The 20283-nt window shown below is 60.7% G+C and carries 13 protein-coding genes and 1 tRNA gene; 5 read left to right on the forward strand and 9 right to left on the reverse strand.

Going from position 1 to position 20283, the window contains the following annotated elements:
- Positions 1–79: 79 nt before the first annotated feature.
- Positions 80–2812 carry a pyruvate dehydrogenase (acetyl-transferring), homodimeric type gene (gene aceE / locus O3649_RS02315; RefSeq protein WP_371572575.1) on the reverse strand — a complete coding sequence of 911 codons (2733 nt, stop codon included), beginning with the start codon at positions 2810–2812 and terminating at the stop codon, positions 80–82.
- Between the two features lie 481 nt (positions 2813–3293).
- On the opposite strand from aceE, the gene O3649_RS02320 reads away from it, so the two are divergent.
- Together O3649_RS02320 and gndA are read left to right on the forward strand one after the other, a co-directional pair.
- Positions 3294–3369, forward strand: a tRNA-Val gene (locus O3649_RS02320).
- 153 nt (positions 3370–3522) lie between these two features.
- On the forward strand, positions 3523–4995 hold the full coding sequence (gene gndA, locus O3649_RS02325) for an NADP-dependent phosphogluconate dehydrogenase (protein WP_005505596.1): 1473 nt from the start codon (positions 3523–3525) through the stop codon (positions 4993–4995).
- 232 nt (positions 4996–5227) lie between these two features.
- Here gndA and epsC read toward each other — a convergent pair whose 3' ends face one another.
- The 7 genes from epsC to O3649_RS02360 all read right to left on the reverse strand — a co-directional run bounded on the left by epsC (position 5228) and on the right by O3649_RS02360 (position 12863).
- Positions 5228–5812 carry a serine O-acetyltransferase EpsC gene (epsC, locus tag O3649_RS02330; protein ID WP_311448716.1) on the reverse strand — a complete coding sequence of 195 codons (585 nt, stop codon included), beginning with the start codon at positions 5810–5812 and terminating at the stop codon, positions 5228–5230.
- A gap of 318 nt (positions 5813–6130) precedes the next feature.
- Complete coding sequence (gene cysK, locus O3649_RS02335; protein ID WP_371572577.1) at positions 6131–7066, reverse strand: cysteine synthase A; 936 nt, start codon at positions 7064–7066, stop codon at positions 6131–6133.
- A gap of 403 nt (positions 7067–7469) precedes the next feature.
- The gene (locus O3649_RS02340) at positions 7470–8246 is read right to left on the reverse strand and encodes a DUF6318 family protein (protein WP_012903318.1); all 777 of its coding nucleotides are present in this window, start codon (positions 8244–8246) and stop codon (positions 7470–7472) included.
- A 113-nt stretch (positions 8247–8359) separates the two neighbouring features.
- Entirely contained in the window at positions 8360–9355 is a 996-nt protein-coding gene (locus O3649_RS02345) for a DUF6318 family protein (protein ID WP_371572579.1), read from the reverse strand.
- A gap of 103 nt (positions 9356–9458) precedes the next feature.
- Positions 9459–10298, reverse strand: coding sequence for a DUF6318 family protein (locus O3649_RS02350; protein ID WP_371572581.1), 840 nt, complete (start codon positions 10296–10298; stop codon positions 9459–9461).
- 284 nt (positions 10299–10582) lie between these two features.
- Positions 10583–11773, reverse strand: coding sequence for a DUF6318 family protein (locus O3649_RS02355; RefSeq protein ID WP_070629423.1), 1191 nt, complete (start codon positions 11771–11773; stop codon positions 10583–10585).
- Positions 11774–12041: 268 nt separating this feature from the next.
- The gene (locus tag O3649_RS02360) at positions 12042–12863 is read right to left on the reverse strand and encodes a DUF6318 family protein (RefSeq protein ID WP_246822807.1); all 822 of its coding nucleotides are present in this window, start codon (positions 12861–12863) and stop codon (positions 12042–12044) included.
- Between the two features lie 640 nt (positions 12864–13503).
- Between O3649_RS02360 and O3649_RS02365 the strand changes: the two genes are divergently transcribed.
- Positions 13504–15453, forward strand: a complete 1950-nt coding sequence (locus O3649_RS02365) for a dynamin family protein (protein ID WP_070629425.1) — start codon at positions 13504–13506, stop codon at positions 15451–15453.
- Between the two features lie 47 nt (positions 15454–15500).
- A complete protein-coding gene (locus O3649_RS02370) occupies positions 15501–17381 on the forward strand; it encodes a GTPase (RefSeq protein WP_070629426.1) in 1881 nt (626 codons plus the stop codon).
- Positions 17382–17509: 128 nt separating this feature from the next.
- Here the strand turns inward: O3649_RS02370 and O3649_RS02375 are convergent, their stop codons facing one another.
- The gene (locus tag O3649_RS02375; protein ID WP_005507443.1) at positions 17510–18406 is read right to left on the reverse strand and encodes an IclR family transcriptional regulator; all 897 of its coding nucleotides are present in this window, start codon (positions 18404–18406) and stop codon (positions 17510–17512) included.
- 410 nt (positions 18407–18816) lie between these two features.
- Here O3649_RS02375 and leuC point away from each other — a divergent pair, with 410 nt between their 5' ends.
- A complete protein-coding gene (gene leuC, locus O3649_RS02380) occupies positions 18817–20259 on the forward strand; it encodes a 3-isopropylmalate dehydratase large subunit (RefSeq protein ID WP_049347426.1) in 1443 nt (480 codons plus the stop codon).
- Positions 20260–20283 lie beyond the last annotated feature (24 nt).

Raw genomic sequence — 20283 nt, forward strand, 5'->3', positions numbered from 1 at the left:
AATGCCCCCGGTTGATGATTCATCAACCGGGGGCATCGTTTAGCTTCTAACGCAGAACCGGGGTTCTACAGCTAAATGCTTAGTGCTGCTCCAGCTCGGAGTTAGCGTTCACGTTGAGCAGGTCGTACTTAGCGAATGCCTTCGCGGGAACGTCTGCTGCAACCTCGCCGCGCTTTGCCAGCATCTGCAGGGTGCGGACAACAACCGACTCTGCATCGATGTGGAAGAAGCGACGTGCACCCGGGCGGGTGTCTGCGAAGCCGAAGCCGTCAGCACCCAGGGTTGCGAAGTCGTTCGGAACGAACTGGCGGATCTGGTCGGGAACATCCGAAGCGAAGTCGGTGGTCGCGACGATCGGGCCAGCAGCGCCAGCCAGCTTCTGGGTCACGTAAGGAACGCGAGCGGGCTGGTTCGGGTTCAGCAGAGCCTCTTCCTCAGCGGCAATGCCGTCGCGGCGCAGCTCGGTCCACGAGGTGACAGACCAGAGGTCTGCGGAGACGCCCCAGTCCTCAGCCAGCAGCTGCTGAGCCTTCTCAGCCCACGGAACAGCAACGCCGGATGCCAGCAGCTGTGCCTTGGGGCCGGAGGTCAGCGGGGACTCGCTGATCTTGTGGATACCCTTGATGATGCCCTCAACGTCAACGTTTGCCGGCTCAGCAGGCTGGTGAATCGGCTCGTTGTACACGGTCAGGTAGTACATGACGTTGTGGTCTTCGTCCTTGGTACCGTACATCTGCTCGATACCGCGCTCCACGATGTGAGCGATCTCGTAGCCGTAAGCCGGGTCGTAGATCTTGAACGCCGGGTTGGTGGACGCCAGAATCGGGGAGTGGCCGTCGTTGTGCTGCAGACCCTCACCGGACAGGGTGGTACGACCTGCGGTTGCACCGATGACGAAGCCGCGGCACAGCTGGTCGGCAGCAGCCCAGAAGCCGTCGCCAGTGCGCTGGAAGCCGAACATCGAGTAGAAGATGTAAATCGGGATCATCGGCTCGCCGTGGGTGTCGTAGGAGGAGCCCAGTGCGATGAACGCAGCGGTTGCGCCTGCCTCGTTAATACCCACGTGAACGATCTGGCCCTCGGGGGACTCGGTGTAGGTGAGCATGAGCTGGTGGTCAACGGGCACGTAGTTCTGGCCGTTGGGGTTGTACAGCTTAGCCGAGGGGAAGAAGGAGTCCATACCGAAGGTACGTGCCTCATCGGGGGTGATGGGAGCGATACGGTGACCGAAGCCCTTCACACGCATGAGGTCCTTCATCAGGCGGACGAACGCCATGGTGGTAGCAGCGGTCTGCTTGCCGGAGCCCTTCTTGGTCTGTGCGTAGACCTTGGACTCGGGCAGGATAATCTCAGGCTGGGTGTTTGCACGGCCGGGGATGTAACCGCCGAGTTCCTTGCGGCGTGCCTGCATGTACTGCAGTGCCGGGTGGTTTGCCTCGGGCAGGTAGTACGGCGGGTTGTACAGATCCTTCTCCAGCTCCTCGTCGGAGATGGGGATGTTCAGGTGGTCACGGAAGCCCTTCAGTGCTTCCATGGTGAACTTCTTGATCTGGTGGGTGGAGTTACGTGCCTCGAAGTAGGGGCCGAGCTCCGCACCCTTAATGGACTGTGCCAGGATGACGGTGGGCTTGCCCTTGGTCTCCATAGCTTCCTTGTAGGCTGCGTAGAGCTTCTTGTCGTCGTGGCCACCCAGGCGCAGGTTGAAGATCTGCTCGTCGGTCAGGTCTGCAACGAGTTCCTTGGTTTCGGGGTACTTGCCGAAGAAGTGCTCGCGGATGTAGCCACCGTCTTCGCCACGGAAGGTCTGGTAGTCACCGTCGAGGGTCTCGTTCATCAGCTGGATGAGCTTGCCGCTCTTGTCCTTCTTGAGCAGCTCGTCGTAGTCGGAGCCCCACAGGACCTTGATGACGTGCCAGCCTGCGCCGCGGAAGAATGCCTCGAGCTCCTGAACGATCTTGCCGTTACCACGAACGGGGCCGTCCAGACGCTGCAGGTTGCAGTTGACGACGAAGGTCAGGTTGTCCAGGTGCTCGTTTGCAGCCAGCTGCAGTGCACCACGCGACTCGGGCTCGTCCATCTCGCCGTCGCCCAGGAATGCCCAGACGTGCTGCTCGGAGGTGTCCTTGATCTTGTGGTTGTGCAGGTACTTGTTGAAGGATGCCTGGTGGATTGCGTTCAGGGGGCCCAGACCCATGGAAACGGTCGGGAACTGCCAGAACTCGGGCATGCAACGGGGGTGCGGGTACGAAGGAATACCGTCTGCGCCCTTGGTCTTCTCCTGGCGGAAGCCGTCCATCTGCTCTTCGCTCAGGACGCCTTCAACGAATGCGCGGGAGTAGACACCGGGGGAGGAGTGACCCTGGAAGAAGACCTGGTCACCGCCACCGGGGTGGTTACGGCCGCGGAAGAAGTGGTTCTGGCCCATTTCGTAGAGGTCAGCCACACCTGCGAAGGTGGAGATGTGACCGCCAACGCCGATGCCCTTCTTCTGGGCACGCTGAACCATGATTGCTGCGTTCCAACGAATCCATGCGCGGTACTGGCGCTCGAGTTCCTCATCACCGGGGTACTCGGGCTGCTGGTCGGCGGGGATGGTGTTGATGTAGTCGGTCTTGACCAGAGTCGGGACCTTAACGCCCTTTGCGCCAGCCTCCTTGAGCAGTGCGCGAAGGATGTACTCTGCACGCTCAGTGCCGTGAGTCTTGATAAGGTCCTCGAGGGACTCGGCCCACTCCTGGGTCTCTTCTACGTCGATGTCCTTGAAGCCATCGAGAAGGGTGCTCAGGGAGTGCTCGTTCGGTACGTTAGCCAAACTAATCCAACCTCTCTTCTGTGCGGTTGTGAGATCGCCCGCCGCGCGTTGTTGCGTTGTCGAACAATCTTTGTGTTTAAGCGCTATAGGTCCGTAAGACCCACATCGCTTCTTATCTCTACTATCTTAGACCTAAAGGCGCCTCTCTTGGTCTCAAATGAGGGTTTTTGTGATGTGGGTTTCGCATTGTGACTATCTGAGTGGGAAAAATACGCATCAAAAGTACTAGTTAGGGTCTTTTTGCACCTAAATGGCGCGGAATGGTGGGGGTGGCGGAATGGTGCGGAACGAAGGGGTGTGACCCATCTGAGGGGAGAGTGTCAACTATGGCTTGGTGTGGCTTGGTGTGGGGTGCAGTGGGAAAAGGAAAAAAATATTGAGACATAGAACACGCTCCGTGGATTTGCATGTCATATCGAAAGTCCGTATAGTTTTTTCTTGTGTTCGCCACTGGGTCGTCAAACGAAACAGTGAGAACTACGGGTCTTTAGCTCAGCTGGTAGAGCGCCACGTTTACACCGTGGATGTCATCGGTTCGATCCCGGTAGGACCCACCAATTACCCCGGTACCGCAAGGTACCGGGGTTTTTCCGTTCTAAGCACTTTCTCCACGCGCTATATTTCTCCAGGAGTGAGAAGGGCGACTCTTCAGAGCATAAAAGTGCACTCCACCTATATATAGCCTGCCCTCAGCGCGTATCCTTATATACATGACTGAAAACAAGAAGGCACAGATTGGTGTCACCGGCCTTGCTGTCATGGGCGCAAACCTCGCCCGCAACCTGGCACGTAACGGCTACACCGTGGCACTGCACAACCGTTCCGTAGAGAAGACCGACGCACTGCTGGCTGAGCACGGCGCAGACGGCGACTTCATCCGCACCGAGTCCCTGCAGGAACTCGTCGACTCCCTCGAGTCTCCCCGCCGCATCCTGATTATGGTCAAGGCGGGCGCACCCGTCGACGCTGTTATCGAGCAGCTCACCCCCATGCTCGATGAGGGCGACATCATTATTGACGGCGGTAACTCCCACTTCCCCGACACCATCCGTCGCGAGCACGCCCTGGCTGAAAAGGGCCTGCACTTCGTAGGCGTTGGCGTCTCCGGCGGCGAAGAGGGCGCTCTCTGGGGCCCCTCCATGATGCCCGGCGGCTCCGCAGAGTCCTACAAGCACCTGGGCCCGCTGCTCGAAAAGATCGCAGCGAAGGCACCGCAGGACGGCGCACCCTGCTGCGCATGGATCTCCACCGACGGCGCGGGTCACTTCGTGAAGATGGTCCACAACGGCATCGAGTACGCCGACATGCAGGTGATTGGCGAAGCTTACGACATTCTGCGCTCCATCGCAGGCATTGAGCCGGCACAGCAGGCAGAAATCTTCAAGACCTGGAACGAAGGCGACCTGAGCTCCTACCTGATCGAAATCACCGCTGAGGTGCTCGCACAGGTTGACGCAAAGACCGGCAAGCCCCTGGTCGACGTTATCGTTGACGCAGCGGGTCAGAAGGGTACCGGCCTGTGGACCGCTAAGGCTGGTCTGGACCTCGGTTCCCCCGTCTCCGCTATCGCAGAGTCTGTGTTCGCACGCGCCCTCTCCTCCTCCGAGCGTGAGCAGCGCGAGCAGGCACAGCGCGAACTGCCCGCAGGTCTGATCGCAACCACCGGCATCGGTGCAGGCGACCCCGAGTTCGTTGAGGATGTGCGCCGCGCACTCTTCGCATCCAAGCTCGTTGCGTACGCACAGGGCATGGACCTGCTGACCCGTGCAGGCAAGGAATACGGCTGGGATCTGAAGCTGGACACCATCGCATCGCTGTGGCGTGCAGGCTGCATCATCCGGGCAGAGCTACTGGGCGACATCATGGCTGCCTACGCAGGCGAAGCACCCGCGAACATGCTGCTGGCACCCGCATTCAAGAACCTCATGGAGGAGCTCGTTCCTTCCTGGCGTCGCGTGGTGGCTAAGGCAACCGCACTGGGTATCCCCGTGCCGGTGTTCGCTTCCGCACTGTCCTACTACGACGGTCTGCGCCGCGACCGCCTGCCCGCATCCCTGATTCAGGGTCAGCGTGACTTCTTCGGTGCACACACCTACGGTCGTATTGACGAAGAGGGCGCCTTCCACACCATGTGGAGCGGTGACCGTTCCGAGGTGAACGCAGCGGACATTCACGTTCACTAAGCTCCCGTAGCTGAATACATAAAGCCCGCCTTCGGCTGGATGAGAATCCAACCGGGGCGGGCTTTCGTTATGTCTTGTTCGTTATGTCTTGACGGGGCGCCCCCGAGATGCCTCAGGGGTATCTTGAGGGGCGTATAGCAGGAGAGAAGACCTGCGGAGCCCGGTGAGGAGCTTGGAGCCTCGTGAGGAGCCGCCAGGTGCGCCTCTACGGGGTCAAAACGCTTGCCAAGCGCTATATCCACATGGCGGGGTCAATGTACTCCACAGCGTCCACCAGCGGCTTCTTCTTCTCCGGGGTACGCGGGCGGTGCTTCGCAGGAATACCGGTAATAATCGAATCGGCGGGGTGATTATTGACGACCACTGCGTTCGCACCAATAGCGCTATCGGCACCAATCTCCACCGGGCCCAGCACCTTCGCACCGGCACCAATGGTCACACGGTCACCAATGGTGGGGTGACGCTTCACCTTCTCCAGGGAGCGACCGCCCAGGGTCACACCGTGGTACAGCATCACGTCGTCACCAACCTCAGCGGTCTCACCAATAACAATGCCCATGCCGTGATCAATGAAGAAACGGCGGCCAATGGTCGCACCGGGGTGAATCTCCACACCGGTCAGAAAACGAGCAAACTGCGAAAGAGTACGGGCCAGAGCCTTCGTCTCATCCTTCTGCCAGAGCTTATGGGTCAGACGGTGAACCCAAATGGCGTGCATACCCGAATAGTTCAGCGCAATCTCGACAGCGCCGCGCGCAGCAGGGTCGTGCTGGCGGACGTTCTCAATATCTTCACGCAGACGCGCAATAAAACTCATGGGTTCCCTTTCCCTCATCGGTCGTGCTCTGTGTATGCGACCTTTCCAAAGGTACCAACAACGGGGCCCTTTCGGCTATTCCCACCGCAATCAGCAATATGATGGACGCACCCGCCCCTATCACTGCTCAACCGCGGCGGATGCACACGGGACGGCAGAAAAGAACAGCCCGGGACCAACAGGGGAGCGGCGGAACAGCTCAGCTCCTCGCCGTACAGTTCGCAGAGGGCATAGAAACGCCCCGCCTGCCGTGTATGCAATCGGCAGACGGGGCGTAGCACTATAGGTCCTCCCGATAGCGGGGGCTCAGAAGCTCAATTAGCCGCGGATATCCTCGTACAGAGCGGTAGAGATGTAACGCTCACCGAAGTCAGGAACGATAGCCACAATCAGCTTGTCCTTGTTCTCAGACTTCTTAGCCTCCTCCAGAGCAGCCCACACAGCCGCACCGGAAGAAATACCGCCCAGAATACCTTCCTGGGTAGCCAGCAGACGGGAGGTGCGCATAGCATCCTCAGCACTGACCGGAGTCACCGAATCGTAGATGCCGCGGTCCAGGGTCTCCGGAACGAAGTTAGCGCCCAGGCCCTGAATCTTGTGGGGGCCAACGCGACCCTCAGAGAGCAACGGGGAGTCCTTCGGCTCAACCGCAACAACCTTCACGTTCGGGTTCTGCTCCTTCAGGTACTTACCGGTACCGGAGATGGTGCCGCCGGTACCAATACCCGCCACGAAGATGTCGACCTTACCGTCGGTTGCTTCCCAAATCTCGGGACCGGTGGTGTTGTAGTGAATAGTGGGGTTCGCCTCGTTGGAGAACTGGGACGCCAGGATAGCGTTCTCGGTGGTCGCAACGATTTCCTTAGCCTTCTCCACAGCGCCGCGCATACCCTCGGTACCGGGGGTCAGCACAATCTGAGCACCGTAAGCGCGCAGCAGCACGCGACGCTCAGCAGACATGGTCTCCGGCATGGTCAGGATGACGCGGTAACCGCGAGCAGCACCCACCATAGCCAGCGCAATACCGGTGTTACCGGAAGTGCCCTCAACAATGGTGCCGCCGGGCTTCAGCGCACCCGACTTCTCAGCAGCGTCAATGATGGCGCGACCGATACGGTCCTTAACCGAACCAGCGGGGTTGTAGAACTCAAGCTTGACCGCTACGTTACCGGGAAGACCCTCGTCCAGTCGGTTCAGCTTAACCAGGGGGGTCTGGCCGGTTGCTTCAACAATGCTGTTGAGAATCTTTGCCATGGGGTGCTCCTTCATGAGCTTGGGGGAGGCCAGCCGCGACGGGGTCTCCGCAATGAATAATCGGTTACGTGGCAACTCTACTACTCACCGGCAGTAGGTTTAAACCTGCGGTCACAGTTCGTAATAATGCCAGAGAAAAACCTCAAGGAACGAGGTCCAGAAAGAGGGTACAGAAAAGCGCCGCACAAACCCTTTCTCGACAAAGGACGATGAATGTGCGGCGCTCTCTAGAAACATTATGTAGCCCAAAAGACAACCTCTGTATATAAGAGTAGTGGTGAACTCCGTTCACCGCAAGCTGGAGCCACAAATTTTATTGCCATCAATGGAAAAAACATTAAAAACCGCATCCTGAGACGGCACAACGCTACAAGCGGGGGGGGGGGAAACCAGCCTCAGAGGACTAGTTGATGTCCATGTGAAGATCCCACTTGTTGTTCAAGTAGCGACCAACAGCCTCACCGAACATCTTCACGTGACGCTTGTCAGCCGCCACGGTCTGCTCCTTGCCGTCCTTGAACAGCTTCTCACCCAGATCCACGTTCAACGTCACGGTCCAGTTGTACGCGCCCTGAGCCAGAACCGGCTGCTTAGTACCAATAGTCAGGGTAGCGGTCGGGTTCACGTACCAGGTCTTCTTCTCATCAATACCGGCCTTGGTGGAGTCTGCGTACTTCTTCATCGCCGCCAGGGTCTCCTGGTCGGTGCTGACCTCGTTCATGTAGTGCATATCGCCGGTACGCAGCAGGTACTCAAACGCCGCACCGAAGTACGCCAGAGCCGCCGCAAAGCCAGCCACCGAATTCTGGTGCATAGCCTCCGGAACAATCGGGGACGGCACGTTCTGCGGCGGGTGCTCAGCATTACCCGGCTGGTACTCGCCGTGATCCTCCATCTTCTCCAACTTCGCTACGCCGCTGTAATCCTTATTGTCGTTGGGCAGCGGAGAGTTCGTTGCAGTAGCCGAAGCCGACGCAGAAGCGGACGGGGAAGCAGACGCCGATGCAGAAGCAGAGGGCGAAGCGGTAGCAGACTCAGAAGCAGCAGCAGAAGCGCTCTCAGAGCCAGAAGCGGAAGCAGACGCCTCAGAAGTAGCCTTAGAGCCACAAGCCGCCAGCAAAGCCATAGAGCTGACGCCCAGCACACCCAGCGCCGCGCGGCGGGTCAGGTTCTCGGACATAGTGATACCTTTCAGTCAGTCGGTGATTGCAACCAGTTTAGCCGCAAACCCAACAGGATACAGAGTCGAACGAAGCGTGAGAAGCGCCTCGCACACAAAAGCGTTATGACGAACTAAGACGCCGCGGAGGTGGCAGAGGCCTCCGCAGAAGCGGCGGCAGAAGCGGCGGCAGAAGAGGGCACAGAAGCCGAACCGGATGCCGCGCCAGACGCCGCAGCACTCGCGGTGGACGCACCGCCCTGAGTAGCGCCTCCCTGGGTGGCGGCACCCTGAACAGTAGCACCGTACGCCACGCTCAGCTCCCACATCTTAGAATCAGCGTGGTAGCGGCCGCGGAAATCGCACTCCTGAACCGTCACCTGAGAAGCAGGACCCGCCGCAGTAGCAGTAGCACTCGGGGACGCCGCGTCAGACACCAGCGCATCCTCAGAAGGCTCAGTAGGCTCAGCAGAAGCAGAAGCGCTCGCCGAGGCAACCACCGGCTGAATTTTGCCCTCTGCCACCGCCTCCGTACCGAAGTCCAGAGTGTACTGACCCTTAAACAGCAGGTTGCCATCACTCATAATCGACGGCTGAGCGCTCGCCAGAGCATAAGAAGCCGACGGATTCACATACCAGGAACCCTTCTCCACACCCGCAAGAATAGAAGCCGACAAGGCATCCACCTCAGAGCGAGTCTTCGACGACAGTTGAATACCGGTCGAGAACGCATCCGTGCTACCGGTCTTCACCAGATAATCCATAGCCGCCGCAAAATAAGCAATCGCCTCATGAAAACCCGTCACCGTATTCAACGAAAGAGCGTCAGTCACCTGCGGCTTCGGAGCATTACGCGGCGGATGATCCACCGTACCCTGCTCATAATTCACCGCACCCTCATAGTGGGTGTACTCCACCAGACCCGAATAGTTCTTACCATCATCGCTGTACCCATTCGGGTTAGCGCTCGACTTCGAACCGTTCAGGCTACCACCCTGGGAACCAGACTGCTGGCTAGATCCACCCGAACCGCAAGCGCTCAACAGCGCCGCAGAACCGGCAACAGCAGAAACGCCCACACCCAGGCGCATCAGGGAGCGGCGAGAGAAAGACTGAGAAAAAGAAGACATACAAAAACCTTGAATCCAGGAAAGCTCGTTACTACCAGAGTAAAACAGATCATGCCCTAACCCGAGTGCGAGTTAGGGCATGATGCCTCATCCATCTGAGGGCTTAAAGGTTGTCACCATTAGAATTGCCGTCATTACCGGAGTTACCGGAATTGTCAGCATTACCATCGTTAGCGCCACCACCGTTAGCGCCACCATTCTTAGGCTGAGCCGAAGCCTGTGCCTCATACTCATCCTGAATAGTCAAAGTCCAATCATTATCGTGGCGCACACCGGTAACCACCAAGCCACGCTCAGTGCGGCGCACCTTCTCAGACATCTCCGCGGGAGCACCGTCAATCACCACGGTCGGCCCCAAATCAATCACCAAATCAAAAGTCCACTGCACACTCTTCTTCACCAGAGCAGGAACAGCAGTGAACGCAGACATGGTCACCTTCGGCGACACATACCAGTCACGATTCTGCGAGCTCTCATTCGACTCATCCATAAACGACGAGAACGACGCAACGAACTTCTCATCAGCCTTTGACTCACGCAGCGGAGCCGCATCACCGGTCAGCACCAGGTAGTTAATCGCCGCATACACGAACGCAATCGAATCGTACAGACCCTGCACCGAGTTCTCCGATGCGCTCGCCGGACGCTTAGGGAACGGCACGTTCTGCGCGGGAGCAGACTCGGTCGCTGGAACGAAAGTGCCCTTCTTCTCATAGTTATCGAAGGTGACCTCGCCGCTAAAATCAGTACGCGCAGAAGCCGAAGGGGAAATCTGAGGGGTATCCGCATCAGCGTTCTCGCTAGAAGAAGAACCACCGCACGCAACCAGTAGGGCGCTCAAAGACACGCCCGCAACGCCCGCACCCGCGTAACGCAGAGCAGAACGGCGGCTGATGCCGGTAGTGGAACTGGGAAGCCCGGAGGTCATGGGGAAAAGCGCCACGGAATACCTTTCGAGTGAGACTCTCTGGTGAGAGACGAGTGAGAGAACGCCTCGACGAGCGGATATCACACGCGGACATCCCTCTAGAGACAGTCCTAAGTATAACGCGCCCCCGCCTTCACACCCGTGCGTACCAGCGCTCAAACGAGCGTGATATGCCGCCCATCAGCGAACTTACCGTGACTAGGAACTTAGTGGAACCAGCGGGAGCATCGCACCGGATGGGGTGAAAGAGGGGACGCGTTCATCGTCTATAGGGGGAGGGGCTACTCGGTCTCTAGGGGCTACTGGGCGCCCTCACCGGGAACACCGGCAGGTGCCTCAGCGCCGCCAGCAGCACCGCCCGCATCGGGGGCACCGGGCGCTACAGTCGGCTGAGCCGTCGCAGCTGCAGGCTGAGTCGCCACGGGCTGCGCGGGAGCGGTAGCCGCAGGCGCCTGGGTAGCGTCAGGCTGAGGAGCCTGAGCCGCGCCACCCTGACCGGTGCCGGTCTGTGCGCCACCATTCTGGGAACCAGTGTACTGACGGGAACCGCCCTGACCTGCACCATTCTGGGCGGCAGGAGCCTGCGCACCACCGTTCTGTGCGGCACCATTCTGAGCAGTGCCCTGAGGCGCGCCGTTACCCGAAGTATTCGCGCCGGCGTTCGCACCAGCATTAGCCGCCACAGTGCTGTCATCAGTCACCGTCGGGGTATAGGTCGAGGAAGGATGCGCGCGCGGAGTCTGAGTCGGCTTCGGGGCCAACGCAGGATCGTACTGCTGAGGCGAAATCACGACCCAGCGCTTCGCTTCCTCATCGTACTCAGCGTACAGAGCCTTAATCTCCGGGGCCTCAGTGTCCTCCAGAGGCTTGGTCGTATTGGTTGCCTTCTCAACCCGCATGCCGTGTGCCTGAGTCACGGTGCACGCCCACGAATACTTCGTGCCGCGGGTCGTCGGCTGCTTATCGGTCAGACGGAACGTCCACTCGCCGCCCACCAGCCAGTTCGTACCGGGAGCATAGAACGCACGCAACTTCTCCAGCGCCGCACGGTCGGTAGAGTTCTGTGCCTGAACCACCTGCAGAGCAGGACCGGGGTCACCGGTCATGCGGGCATAGTTCACCGCTGCCGCAAAGTAAGCGAAGGTGGCGCGCAAGCTACGGGCGTTCTTCTCGTACATGCTCTCATCCTCAATGGGGATGGGCACGGCACTAGCCTTAGAATCAACGCTTGCCGGGCCGGCAGTCGGCTCAATCGTGTACACCTGACCGGTTTCCGGGTCGGTGCTGCTCATCGGGGCCGCACCGTTGCCCGCAATGTACTTAGTCCACTTCAGCTCGCCCGACAGATTGTCGTAGGCACCCGCAATCGAAGCGGAAGCAGTGGGGGAGGCAGTCGCCTCCTCAGTCTTTTTGGAACCGCAAGCGGCAAGCATCGCACCCAGGGCGGCGGTGCCCGTAAGCGCAATAAAGTGGCGGCGGCTGTGAATCATAGTGATCCCCTTGAATGTGCTGTGATGCGGAAGTATCGGTGATAAGTGAAGAGCTCACGCTCCAATTCTCAGCCTAACATCACGCCCCTACAGGAGGGCGCGAAGCAGTCACCCGCAGGGCGGGTAGACGCGTATTGAGGCGAAAATGGGCGGACCTCATCTAGCCCTAGCCTATAGATTTCACGCGTGGCACACAAATAAAAGCTCTTATCCGTGCCTCATATCACCCAATATGACGGGTTCTTTGAGGCACGGATGTAAAGAAGCTTTAGGCTGAGCCTCGAATATAACGAGTCGCCTTAGAAGAGGTGCTCTCATTCGGGGTCGGCTGTGCGCTCGGAGTATTCGCGGACGGTTCAGGGTTGGCCGCGGGGGTGGCGGTAGCACTCGGGGAAGAGTTCGGATCCTCCAGCATCTGCCAGCCCTCTTCACCAAAGTAGACGTAAGCATCCGCCTTCTGATTGCTGCCGTAGATACCGGTGAGCTGCTCACGCTGACGGGTCTCATGGTTGAACAGGAACGCGTTCTCGTCCACCTTCAGGGTCGCCTTCCAGCAGTAGACGTCCTGCTCGGTAGCGGGCACCGGCTGCGGGGAACTCAGGTTAATGCACATGGGGTGGTTGTTCTTAGAGACCAGCCAGCCGATGTTGTAGCGGTAGATATCGCGGTACATCTGCGCCATCTGACTAAAGTGCTCCTGGCCGGGCAAATCCATGAAGGGATTGGTGTCACCGGTGAGGAGCATGTAGTTCTGTGCCGCACCCCAGTACTGCAGGAAGGCATGCAGGCCCTCGACGGTGCGCTCTTTAGCTTCCGGGGGCATGGTGGGGCGGGGGACATTGACGGCTCGATGGCTCAGGGTGCCGTTTGAGAAATTTCCGGAACGCTCAAAGAACTGATCCGGCAAAAGAGCCGGTCCGCGACCATCCAGAGCCGATGCGGGCAGAGGCTCGGCATACGTAATACTGCGCGTGGTGGTCGCAGATTTAGTCTGGGCGCTCTGAGGAGCAACCTTGGTAGGGGAAGGGTTAGCGAGTGGTTGAGGGCGAGAAACTGCGCTGGGGCTGCAAGCGCTTGCGAGTGCACTCAATGCTGCTCCGGAAGAAAGAGCAAGAAGATGGCGACGTGACAGCGGACTGAACATACGCAACCTTTCGCAAGAGTAAAGACGGGCAGGCAGTAACGGGTGGCTCGGATGCAGTGAACCTCAACGGCAGTTGATTGCAGTTGTGTGAGGAGTCGGTGAGCGTTCCCGATGGATGTGGCATACCGCAGTGAGTACGGATGCGATAGAAAGGGCAGGTCAGAAGCCACCTGAAGGAATCGGTATGGGTTATGACCTGCCTGGTTGTCGTGCTCAATGATTCTAAACGTACTTTCAGGTTCAAAATAACCATATCTGCGCTTGAGCGTAAAAAGTTATCAAATCTTAATATTTGCCCGTTTTATGCGGGTTATAAAACATACCAATGTGTTCGGGATAACCGCATTGAAATGTGCTGATTTCCTGCGGAAACTCAAGGATTTTCTCACCTGCTCTTCTTGCGAATGAATCATAAATTGGAGTTGTTGCACCCGGCGTGCAAGTAGTATCTCAACCTCTTCAGGTTGTCCAAACACCTATCAAAAACACCTCAACATGAGCCCCTAAACAACCCGTAGCCGTAACGCGCCCACCGCAACGCCCACACATGGCATGAAGCAGGTGCACCCTATGGGACAATAGCGCTGTGACTACCACCGACTATGCGCAGCTCAAAGCAGCTCGCGAACTGCTCACTCGAATCCCCCTCCCGCTCGACGTAGAAGCCGGCGAAACCCCCGGCACCCCCTACACCGTCGCCCACGACGGCACCGCCGAGCACGGCACCGCCACCGCGCGCACCATACTCGCCGCCATGGCACGCCAACTCGACGACTACATCCTGCCGCGCAGTGCCAGCGTCGACAACCCCCTCACCATCGTGGTCGGAGGCTCCACCGGCGCCGGCAAATCCACCCTCGTCAACACCCTGCTCGGCGAACCGCTCACCCAGTCCGGCGCGATTCGACCCACCACCCGCCACCCCGTACTCCTGCACCGCGCAGAAGACGAAGCGGCGCTGTCGCCCGAACGCTTCCTGCCCACCCTGCCGCGCACCCGTACCTCCGGCATGAACGCCGGATCGCAGGCACTACCCGGCCTCGACCCGAAGATTGCGCGCGCCCTCATTCCTATTACTACCTCGGCGCTACCGCAGGGCATCGCGCTCATCGACGCACCCGATATCGACTCCGTCTCCGAGGAAAACCGCACCCTCGCCAAGGAACTGCTCTCCGCCGCAGACCTGTGGCTCTTCGTCACCACCGCCAACCGCTACGCCGACGCCGTGCCCTGGGAACTGCTCCACGAAGCGGCCGCACGCTCCATCGCCATCGCCGTGGTGCTCAACCGTGTGCCCGAAGGCGACGAAGAAGCCATCGAAAACGACCTGCGACGCATGCTCGACGAGGCCGGAATCCACGCCGTACTGATTCACACCGTCACCGAACAGCCGCGCGACGAAAGCGGCATGCTCGCACCCGTCAGCCTCGCCCCGCTGACCCTGTGGATCCGCGAACTCGGCGCCGACGCACCCGCCCGCGCCGCCATCGCCCGGCAGACCCTTGCAGGTGCCGTCGAAACCCTCGCCGGTAACCTGCAGGTGCTCGCCGCCGAACAGGCACGCCAGCAGGCGGCGCACCAGTCGCTTGCCACCATCGCCGCAGAAGAATACGAGGACGCGCTGACCACCATCGACGGGGCGCTCTCCGACGGCTCGCTGCTACGCGGTGAAGTGCTCTCGCGCTGGCACGACTTCGTGGGAACCGGCGACTTCTTCCGCTCCCTCGACAGCACCATCGGTCGTCTGCGCGACCGCGTCGGCTCCGCACTGCGCGGTCAGCCCGCCGCCGCACAGAAGGTAGAAGACGCCCTCGAAAGCGGCGTCCACGCCGTCGTGCTGGATGCGGCCGCACGCGCCTCCGAAAACACCCGCACCCGCTGGCGTGCCAGCCGCGCCGGACGCTCCCTGCTGGCGCGCCTTGATGCGCCGCAGGCTGTTTCTGTTGCGCCGCAGACGGCCTCCGCCGCGGCGCCCGAACAGAACGCAGGCGCAAACGGCGAGGCGAAGGGCAACGAAGCAAAGGGCGAAGTGCAGTCCGCCGAAGACATCTTCTCCGCAGCCGTTGCCGAGCAGATCCGCCTCTGGCAGGGCTCCGTCCTCGAAATGATCCGCGAAGAAGGCGCCGACAAGCGCAAACGCGCCCGCTTCCTCTCCCTGGGCGTGAACGCCGCCGCCGTGATGCTCATGGTCGCCGCGTTCAGCCTCACCGGCGGCATCACCGGTATTGAGGCGGGTATCGCCGGCGGTAGCGGCGTGGTCGGCACCAAACTGCTCGAGTCCATCTTCGGTGAAGACGCGGTGCGCCGCATGGCAACCCGCGCCCGCACCGACCTGCTCGAACGCATGGTGGATCTGCTCACCGAGCACGCTCAGCCCTTCACCGCCGTACTCGAAGAAACCGACCCGCAGGCTGACGCCGAGGACATTTACCGCGCCGCCGAGCAGGTGCAGAACATCGCCGCAGAAATGAGCGCCCAGAGTCAAACCACACAGCGCCAAGCCGCAGCCCACACTAACGGTACGGTTGCCCGCTAAACCACTCCGGACAGGCACCCCGCACCACAGACGAAGAAAAACGCACTATGACTACCCCCGAGAAGAAACTCGAGAACACTGAGCGCAACGCCGAGCGAGGCGCCACCCCCGCCGTGGCGACCTCGCCCTTCGCGCGCTCCGTCGCATCCCTCAAGGACGCCATCAGCTACGGCGAAGGACGAGTCCCCGAAACTGTGCTGCTCGACGCCGCCGAAACCCTCGAACGCCTCAGCCAACGCCGCGAACTCTCCACCGAACACACCGTCATCGGCTTCTTCGGTGCGACCGGCAGCGGCAAATCCACGCTCTTCAACGCCATCGCTGGGCAGAACATTGCCCTCTCCGCTCCCACACGCCCGACCACCTCCACCGTGCAGGCGGCAATCTGGGAGGCAGAGGGCAGCGAAGAGCTACTTGACTGGCTCGGCATCGACAAGCGCGTCTACCCGCAAACTCAGGCGCTCGCCGCCGAAGGAGAGGCAACCGAGGGTAACGAAGCAGGCGGAAACAATAAATCTGCCGGGGGAGTAGCGGCACCCAACGCCGTCACCGAACCGGCACCCGGACTCTTCAACCGCATCCGCCGAGCCGTCGGTGGACGCGGCGAAATGCGCACCCGCACCGGCGGCCTCATCCTGCTGGACATGCCCGACTTCGACTCGGTCACCACCACCAACCGCGACCTCGCCGCCCGCATGATGCGCTACGTGGACGTACTCGTCTGGGTCGTCGACCCCCAAAAATACGCCGACGCCGTCATCCACCGCGACTTCATGGTGCCGCTTGCCGCATCCGGTGCGCAGGCGCTCTGCGTGCTCAACCAGGCGGATAAACTCGCACCCGCCGAGGTGCCCGCCGTGCTCGCCTCCCTCACCCGCCTGCTGCAGGCTGAGGGCACCGAAGCGCACCTGCTCGCCGCACCCATCGCCGTCTCCGCGCGAACCGGCGAAGGCGTGGACGTGCTCCGCGACCTGCTCGCCCAGGTAGCCGCCGCCAAGAGCCTATCCCTGCAACGAACCGACGCGCAGCTGCACGCCACCGCCTCCCAGCTGCGCACCTACGCCGGAGGAGAGGGGACCGTGCTCGCCGGAGCCTACGCCCTCGAAGCGGAGCAGAAGCTCGTGAAAGCATGCTACTCATCCAGCCAGGCAGAACAGGTTTTGCAGGCTGCAACCGCCTCCTACCGCCGCGCCGCGGGTCAGCGCACCGGCTGGATCCTCACCCGCTGGATGAGCCGCCTGAAGGCTGACCCCCTGCGCCGTCTGCACCTGGGGCAGCAAGACGAAACGAAGAGCACATCTAAGGCTGAGAAGTCCGCGGGTATGCTCGGTTCCGATAGCGAGAACGCACCCGAGCTGGTGGCATCCTCGCTACCCCCGCTGAGCGCCGCGCAGAAGGCGGGCATGGCAAACGCCGTGCGCCAATACAGCAAGCAGATGGCGGCCCGCATCGACGAACCGTGGAAGCGCAGCATGAAGGAAGCCGCCCTCTCCCGCGAGGCGGAGCTTCCCGAACTGCTCGAACGCGACATGGTGCGCATCGACTACGGTCTGGGCCGCACCCGCGCCCCCTGGGTCATCTTCAACGCCCTGCAGTGGATCGCGCTAATGAGCGCCCTGGTAGGCGTCGGCTGGCTGACCCTGATTTCCGGCTTGGCGTACCTGCAGATTCAACTGCCGCCCGCCCCGACCCCCGAAGGCTCCCCGGTGCCCCTGCCGACCCTGCTTCTGCTGCTGGGTGTGCTGCTCGGTATCGCCTCGGCGGGTGTGGGCAGGCTACTTACCGCCATGGGCTCACGCTACTACGCACGTAAGCTGCGGGGTCGCCTGCAGACCGGCGTGGAGAAGGCGGTGCAGTCCTGCGTGGTCGCCCCGGTACAGCAGGAAGCAAAGCGCCTCAACGCCTACCGCAAGGCGCTGGACATTTAGCGGCGTATCATCCGAGAAGCCGCATCAGGACAAGCCTCATCAGAACAAGAGCGCGCAAAAGAAATCCCTCCCTACCTCAATCGAGGCGGGGAGGGATCCTTTTCGTTAAATCTATACGCTACTGAAGCTTAGTCCTCTTCAGTACTCTCAGCGCAGGGAGCCTGCTGAGACGCCGCAAGCTCACGCAGACCGTCCGTAATCGCCTGAGCAGCCTTAACGACCAGCTCGGGGTAGTTGCGGTTCGGCTGGCGGGTCATGCGGTCAATCGGGCCTGAGATAGACACAGCCGCAATCACCTTGCCACCGGGCGCACGCACCGGAGCAGAGACCGAGGCGGTACCGCGCTCGCGCTCACCCACGGACTGCGCCCAACCGATGCGGCGCACAGCCGCGAGCATGGCGGCGCTGAAGTGCGCATCGCGCAGGCCTTCAACAATGCGGTTCTGGTCTTCCCAAGCCAGCAGAACCTGGGCGGCGGAACCAGCCTGCATGGACAGCTGGGTACCGACCGGGATGGATTCGTGCATGCCGGAGGGTCGTGCCGCGGTTGCCGCGCATACACGCCAGTCGCCCTGGCGGCGGTACAGCTGGGTGGATTCGTCAGCTTCGAGGCTGAGCTTCTGCAGAATCGGGTCTGCCACGGTGATGAGCTCATCGGAAATGGTGGCGGACGCGAGTTCGGTCAGGCGGGGTCCGAGCATGAAGCGTCCCTGCACGTCGCGGGCTACGAGGCGGTGGTGAGCCAACGCCACGGCGAGGCGGTGTGCGGTGGGGCGTGCCAAACCGGTTGCCTTGACGAGGTCGCCCAGGGATACGGGGCCTGCCTCGAGGCAGTCAAGAATGAGGGTTGCCTTGTCGAGCACGCCAACGCCGGAGGAGCCGTGGGAGTGTACCTCTACCATCTGCTCGTCGGCGGCCATGTGTTCGGGCGGCTTGACGGGGTCAACGATCGGTGCGTTGTGGTGTGTGGATGCGTTGGGGTGACGCATTCCGTGTGCGTTAAAACGTGATGCGGAAGGAGTCATTCTTATATTCTATCTCAGAATATGAAAGATACCCCGGACTTCATGGACTCTTTGGGGTGCAGAGCTGAAGATGGAATCACCCCCTACGGGATAAATTATGAATTTTTCATAATAAGTGTTTGTGTGGGTTTATGGGTGAAAATATGCGAAAAGACGCAGAAAAATGCGAATAATCCCGCAAAATTACCCTGGAGTCATAGAGTAAACCCACATAAAAACACTCGCTAGTTCGGGGTGTTTCTGAGCCGTCTCACAGGCTAAGAATCCGTGAAAAAATATGCGACACGCCGCGGGGAAATACCGATTTGAGGGTCCCATCGGGTACATAATCCGCCCCTCAACTCCGCAAACTTGCGGCACGCACCACACCGAACGCATCCACCGTAGGAACGCATCAAGCAGGAGAAAGCATGACTAGCGAACAGAACGCAACCACCGCGGGCACCCGTCCGCGCACCCTGGCAGAAAAAGTCTGGGACGCACACGTCGTCGTCCCCGGTGAAAACGGCAAGCCCGACCTGCTCTACATCGACCTGCAGCTACTGCACGAAGTGACCTCCCCCCAGGCATTCGAAGGCCTGCGCATCGAGAACCGCCCCCTGCGCCGCCTCGACCTGACCATTGCCACCGAGGATCACAACACCCCCACCGACAACATCTTCGGCACCATCGCCGACCTGACCAGCCGCACCCAGATCGAGACCCTGCGCCGCAACGCCAAGGAATTCGGCGTGCGCATCCACTCCCTCGGTGACGAGGAACAGGGCATCGTGCACGTGGTCGGCCCGCAGCTGGGTCTGACCATGCCCGGCATGACCATCGTCTGCGGCGACTCCCACACCTCCACCCACGGTGCGTTCGGCGCTCTCGCGTTCGGCATCGGCACCTCCGAGGTGGAGCACGTCATGGCGACCCAGACCCTGCCCCTGGCACGCTTCAAGACCATGGCAATCAACGTTGAAGGCACCCTCAAGCCCGGCGTGACCGCAAAGGACATCATCCTCGCTGTCATCGCGCAGATCGGTACCGGCGGCGGTCAGGGCTACGTGCTCGAATACCGCGGCTCCGCGATCCGTTCCCTCTCCATGGAGGGCCGCATGACCATGTGCAACATGTCCATCGAGGCGGGCGCACGCGCCGGCATGGTCGCCCCCGACGAGACCACCTTCGAATACATCAAGGGCCGCCAGCACGCGCCCAAGGGTGAAGAGTGGGACAAGGCAGTCGAGTACTGGAAGAGCCTGCCCACCGACGAAGGCGCCGTCTTCGACAAGGAAATCTTCATCAACGCTGACGAGCTCGAGCCCTTCGTCACCTGGGGTACCAACCCCGGTCAGGGTATTCCGCTGAGCCACGCCGTTCCCTCCCCGGACGACTTCGAGGACGAGAACGACAAGGTCGCAGCAGAACGCGCCCTCGAATACATGGACCTGAAGGCCGGCACCCCCATGAAGGAAATCCCCGTGGATGTCGTCTTCCTGGGTTCCTGCACCAACTCCCGCATTGAGGACCTGCGCGCCGCCGCAGACATCGTGCGTGGCCGCACCATCGCCGAGAACGTACGCATGATGGTCGTGCCCGGCTCCCAGAAGGTCCGCGCGCAGGCAGAAGCAGAAGGCCTGGACAAGGTCTTCAAGGAGTTCGGTGCCGACTGGCGCTTCGCCGGCTGCTCCATGTGCCTGGGTATGAACCCCGACCAGCTGGCACCCGGTGAGCGTTGCGCCTCCACCTCGAACCGTAACTTTGAGGGCCGCCAGGGCAAGGGTGGCCGCACCCACCTGGTCTCCCCGGTGGTCGCCGCCGCAACCGCTGTGCGCGGTACCCTGTCCGCCCCGTCCGACGTCGTGGCCTAGCACGCCGCTATAGCTAAGGAGCCA

Origin of the sequence: Rothia sp. 27098_8_29 (assembly GCF_041432785.1) — a bacterium.
Classification (GTDB): domain Bacteria; phylum Actinomycetota; class Actinomycetes; order Actinomycetales; family Micrococcaceae; genus Rothia; species Rothia mucilaginosa.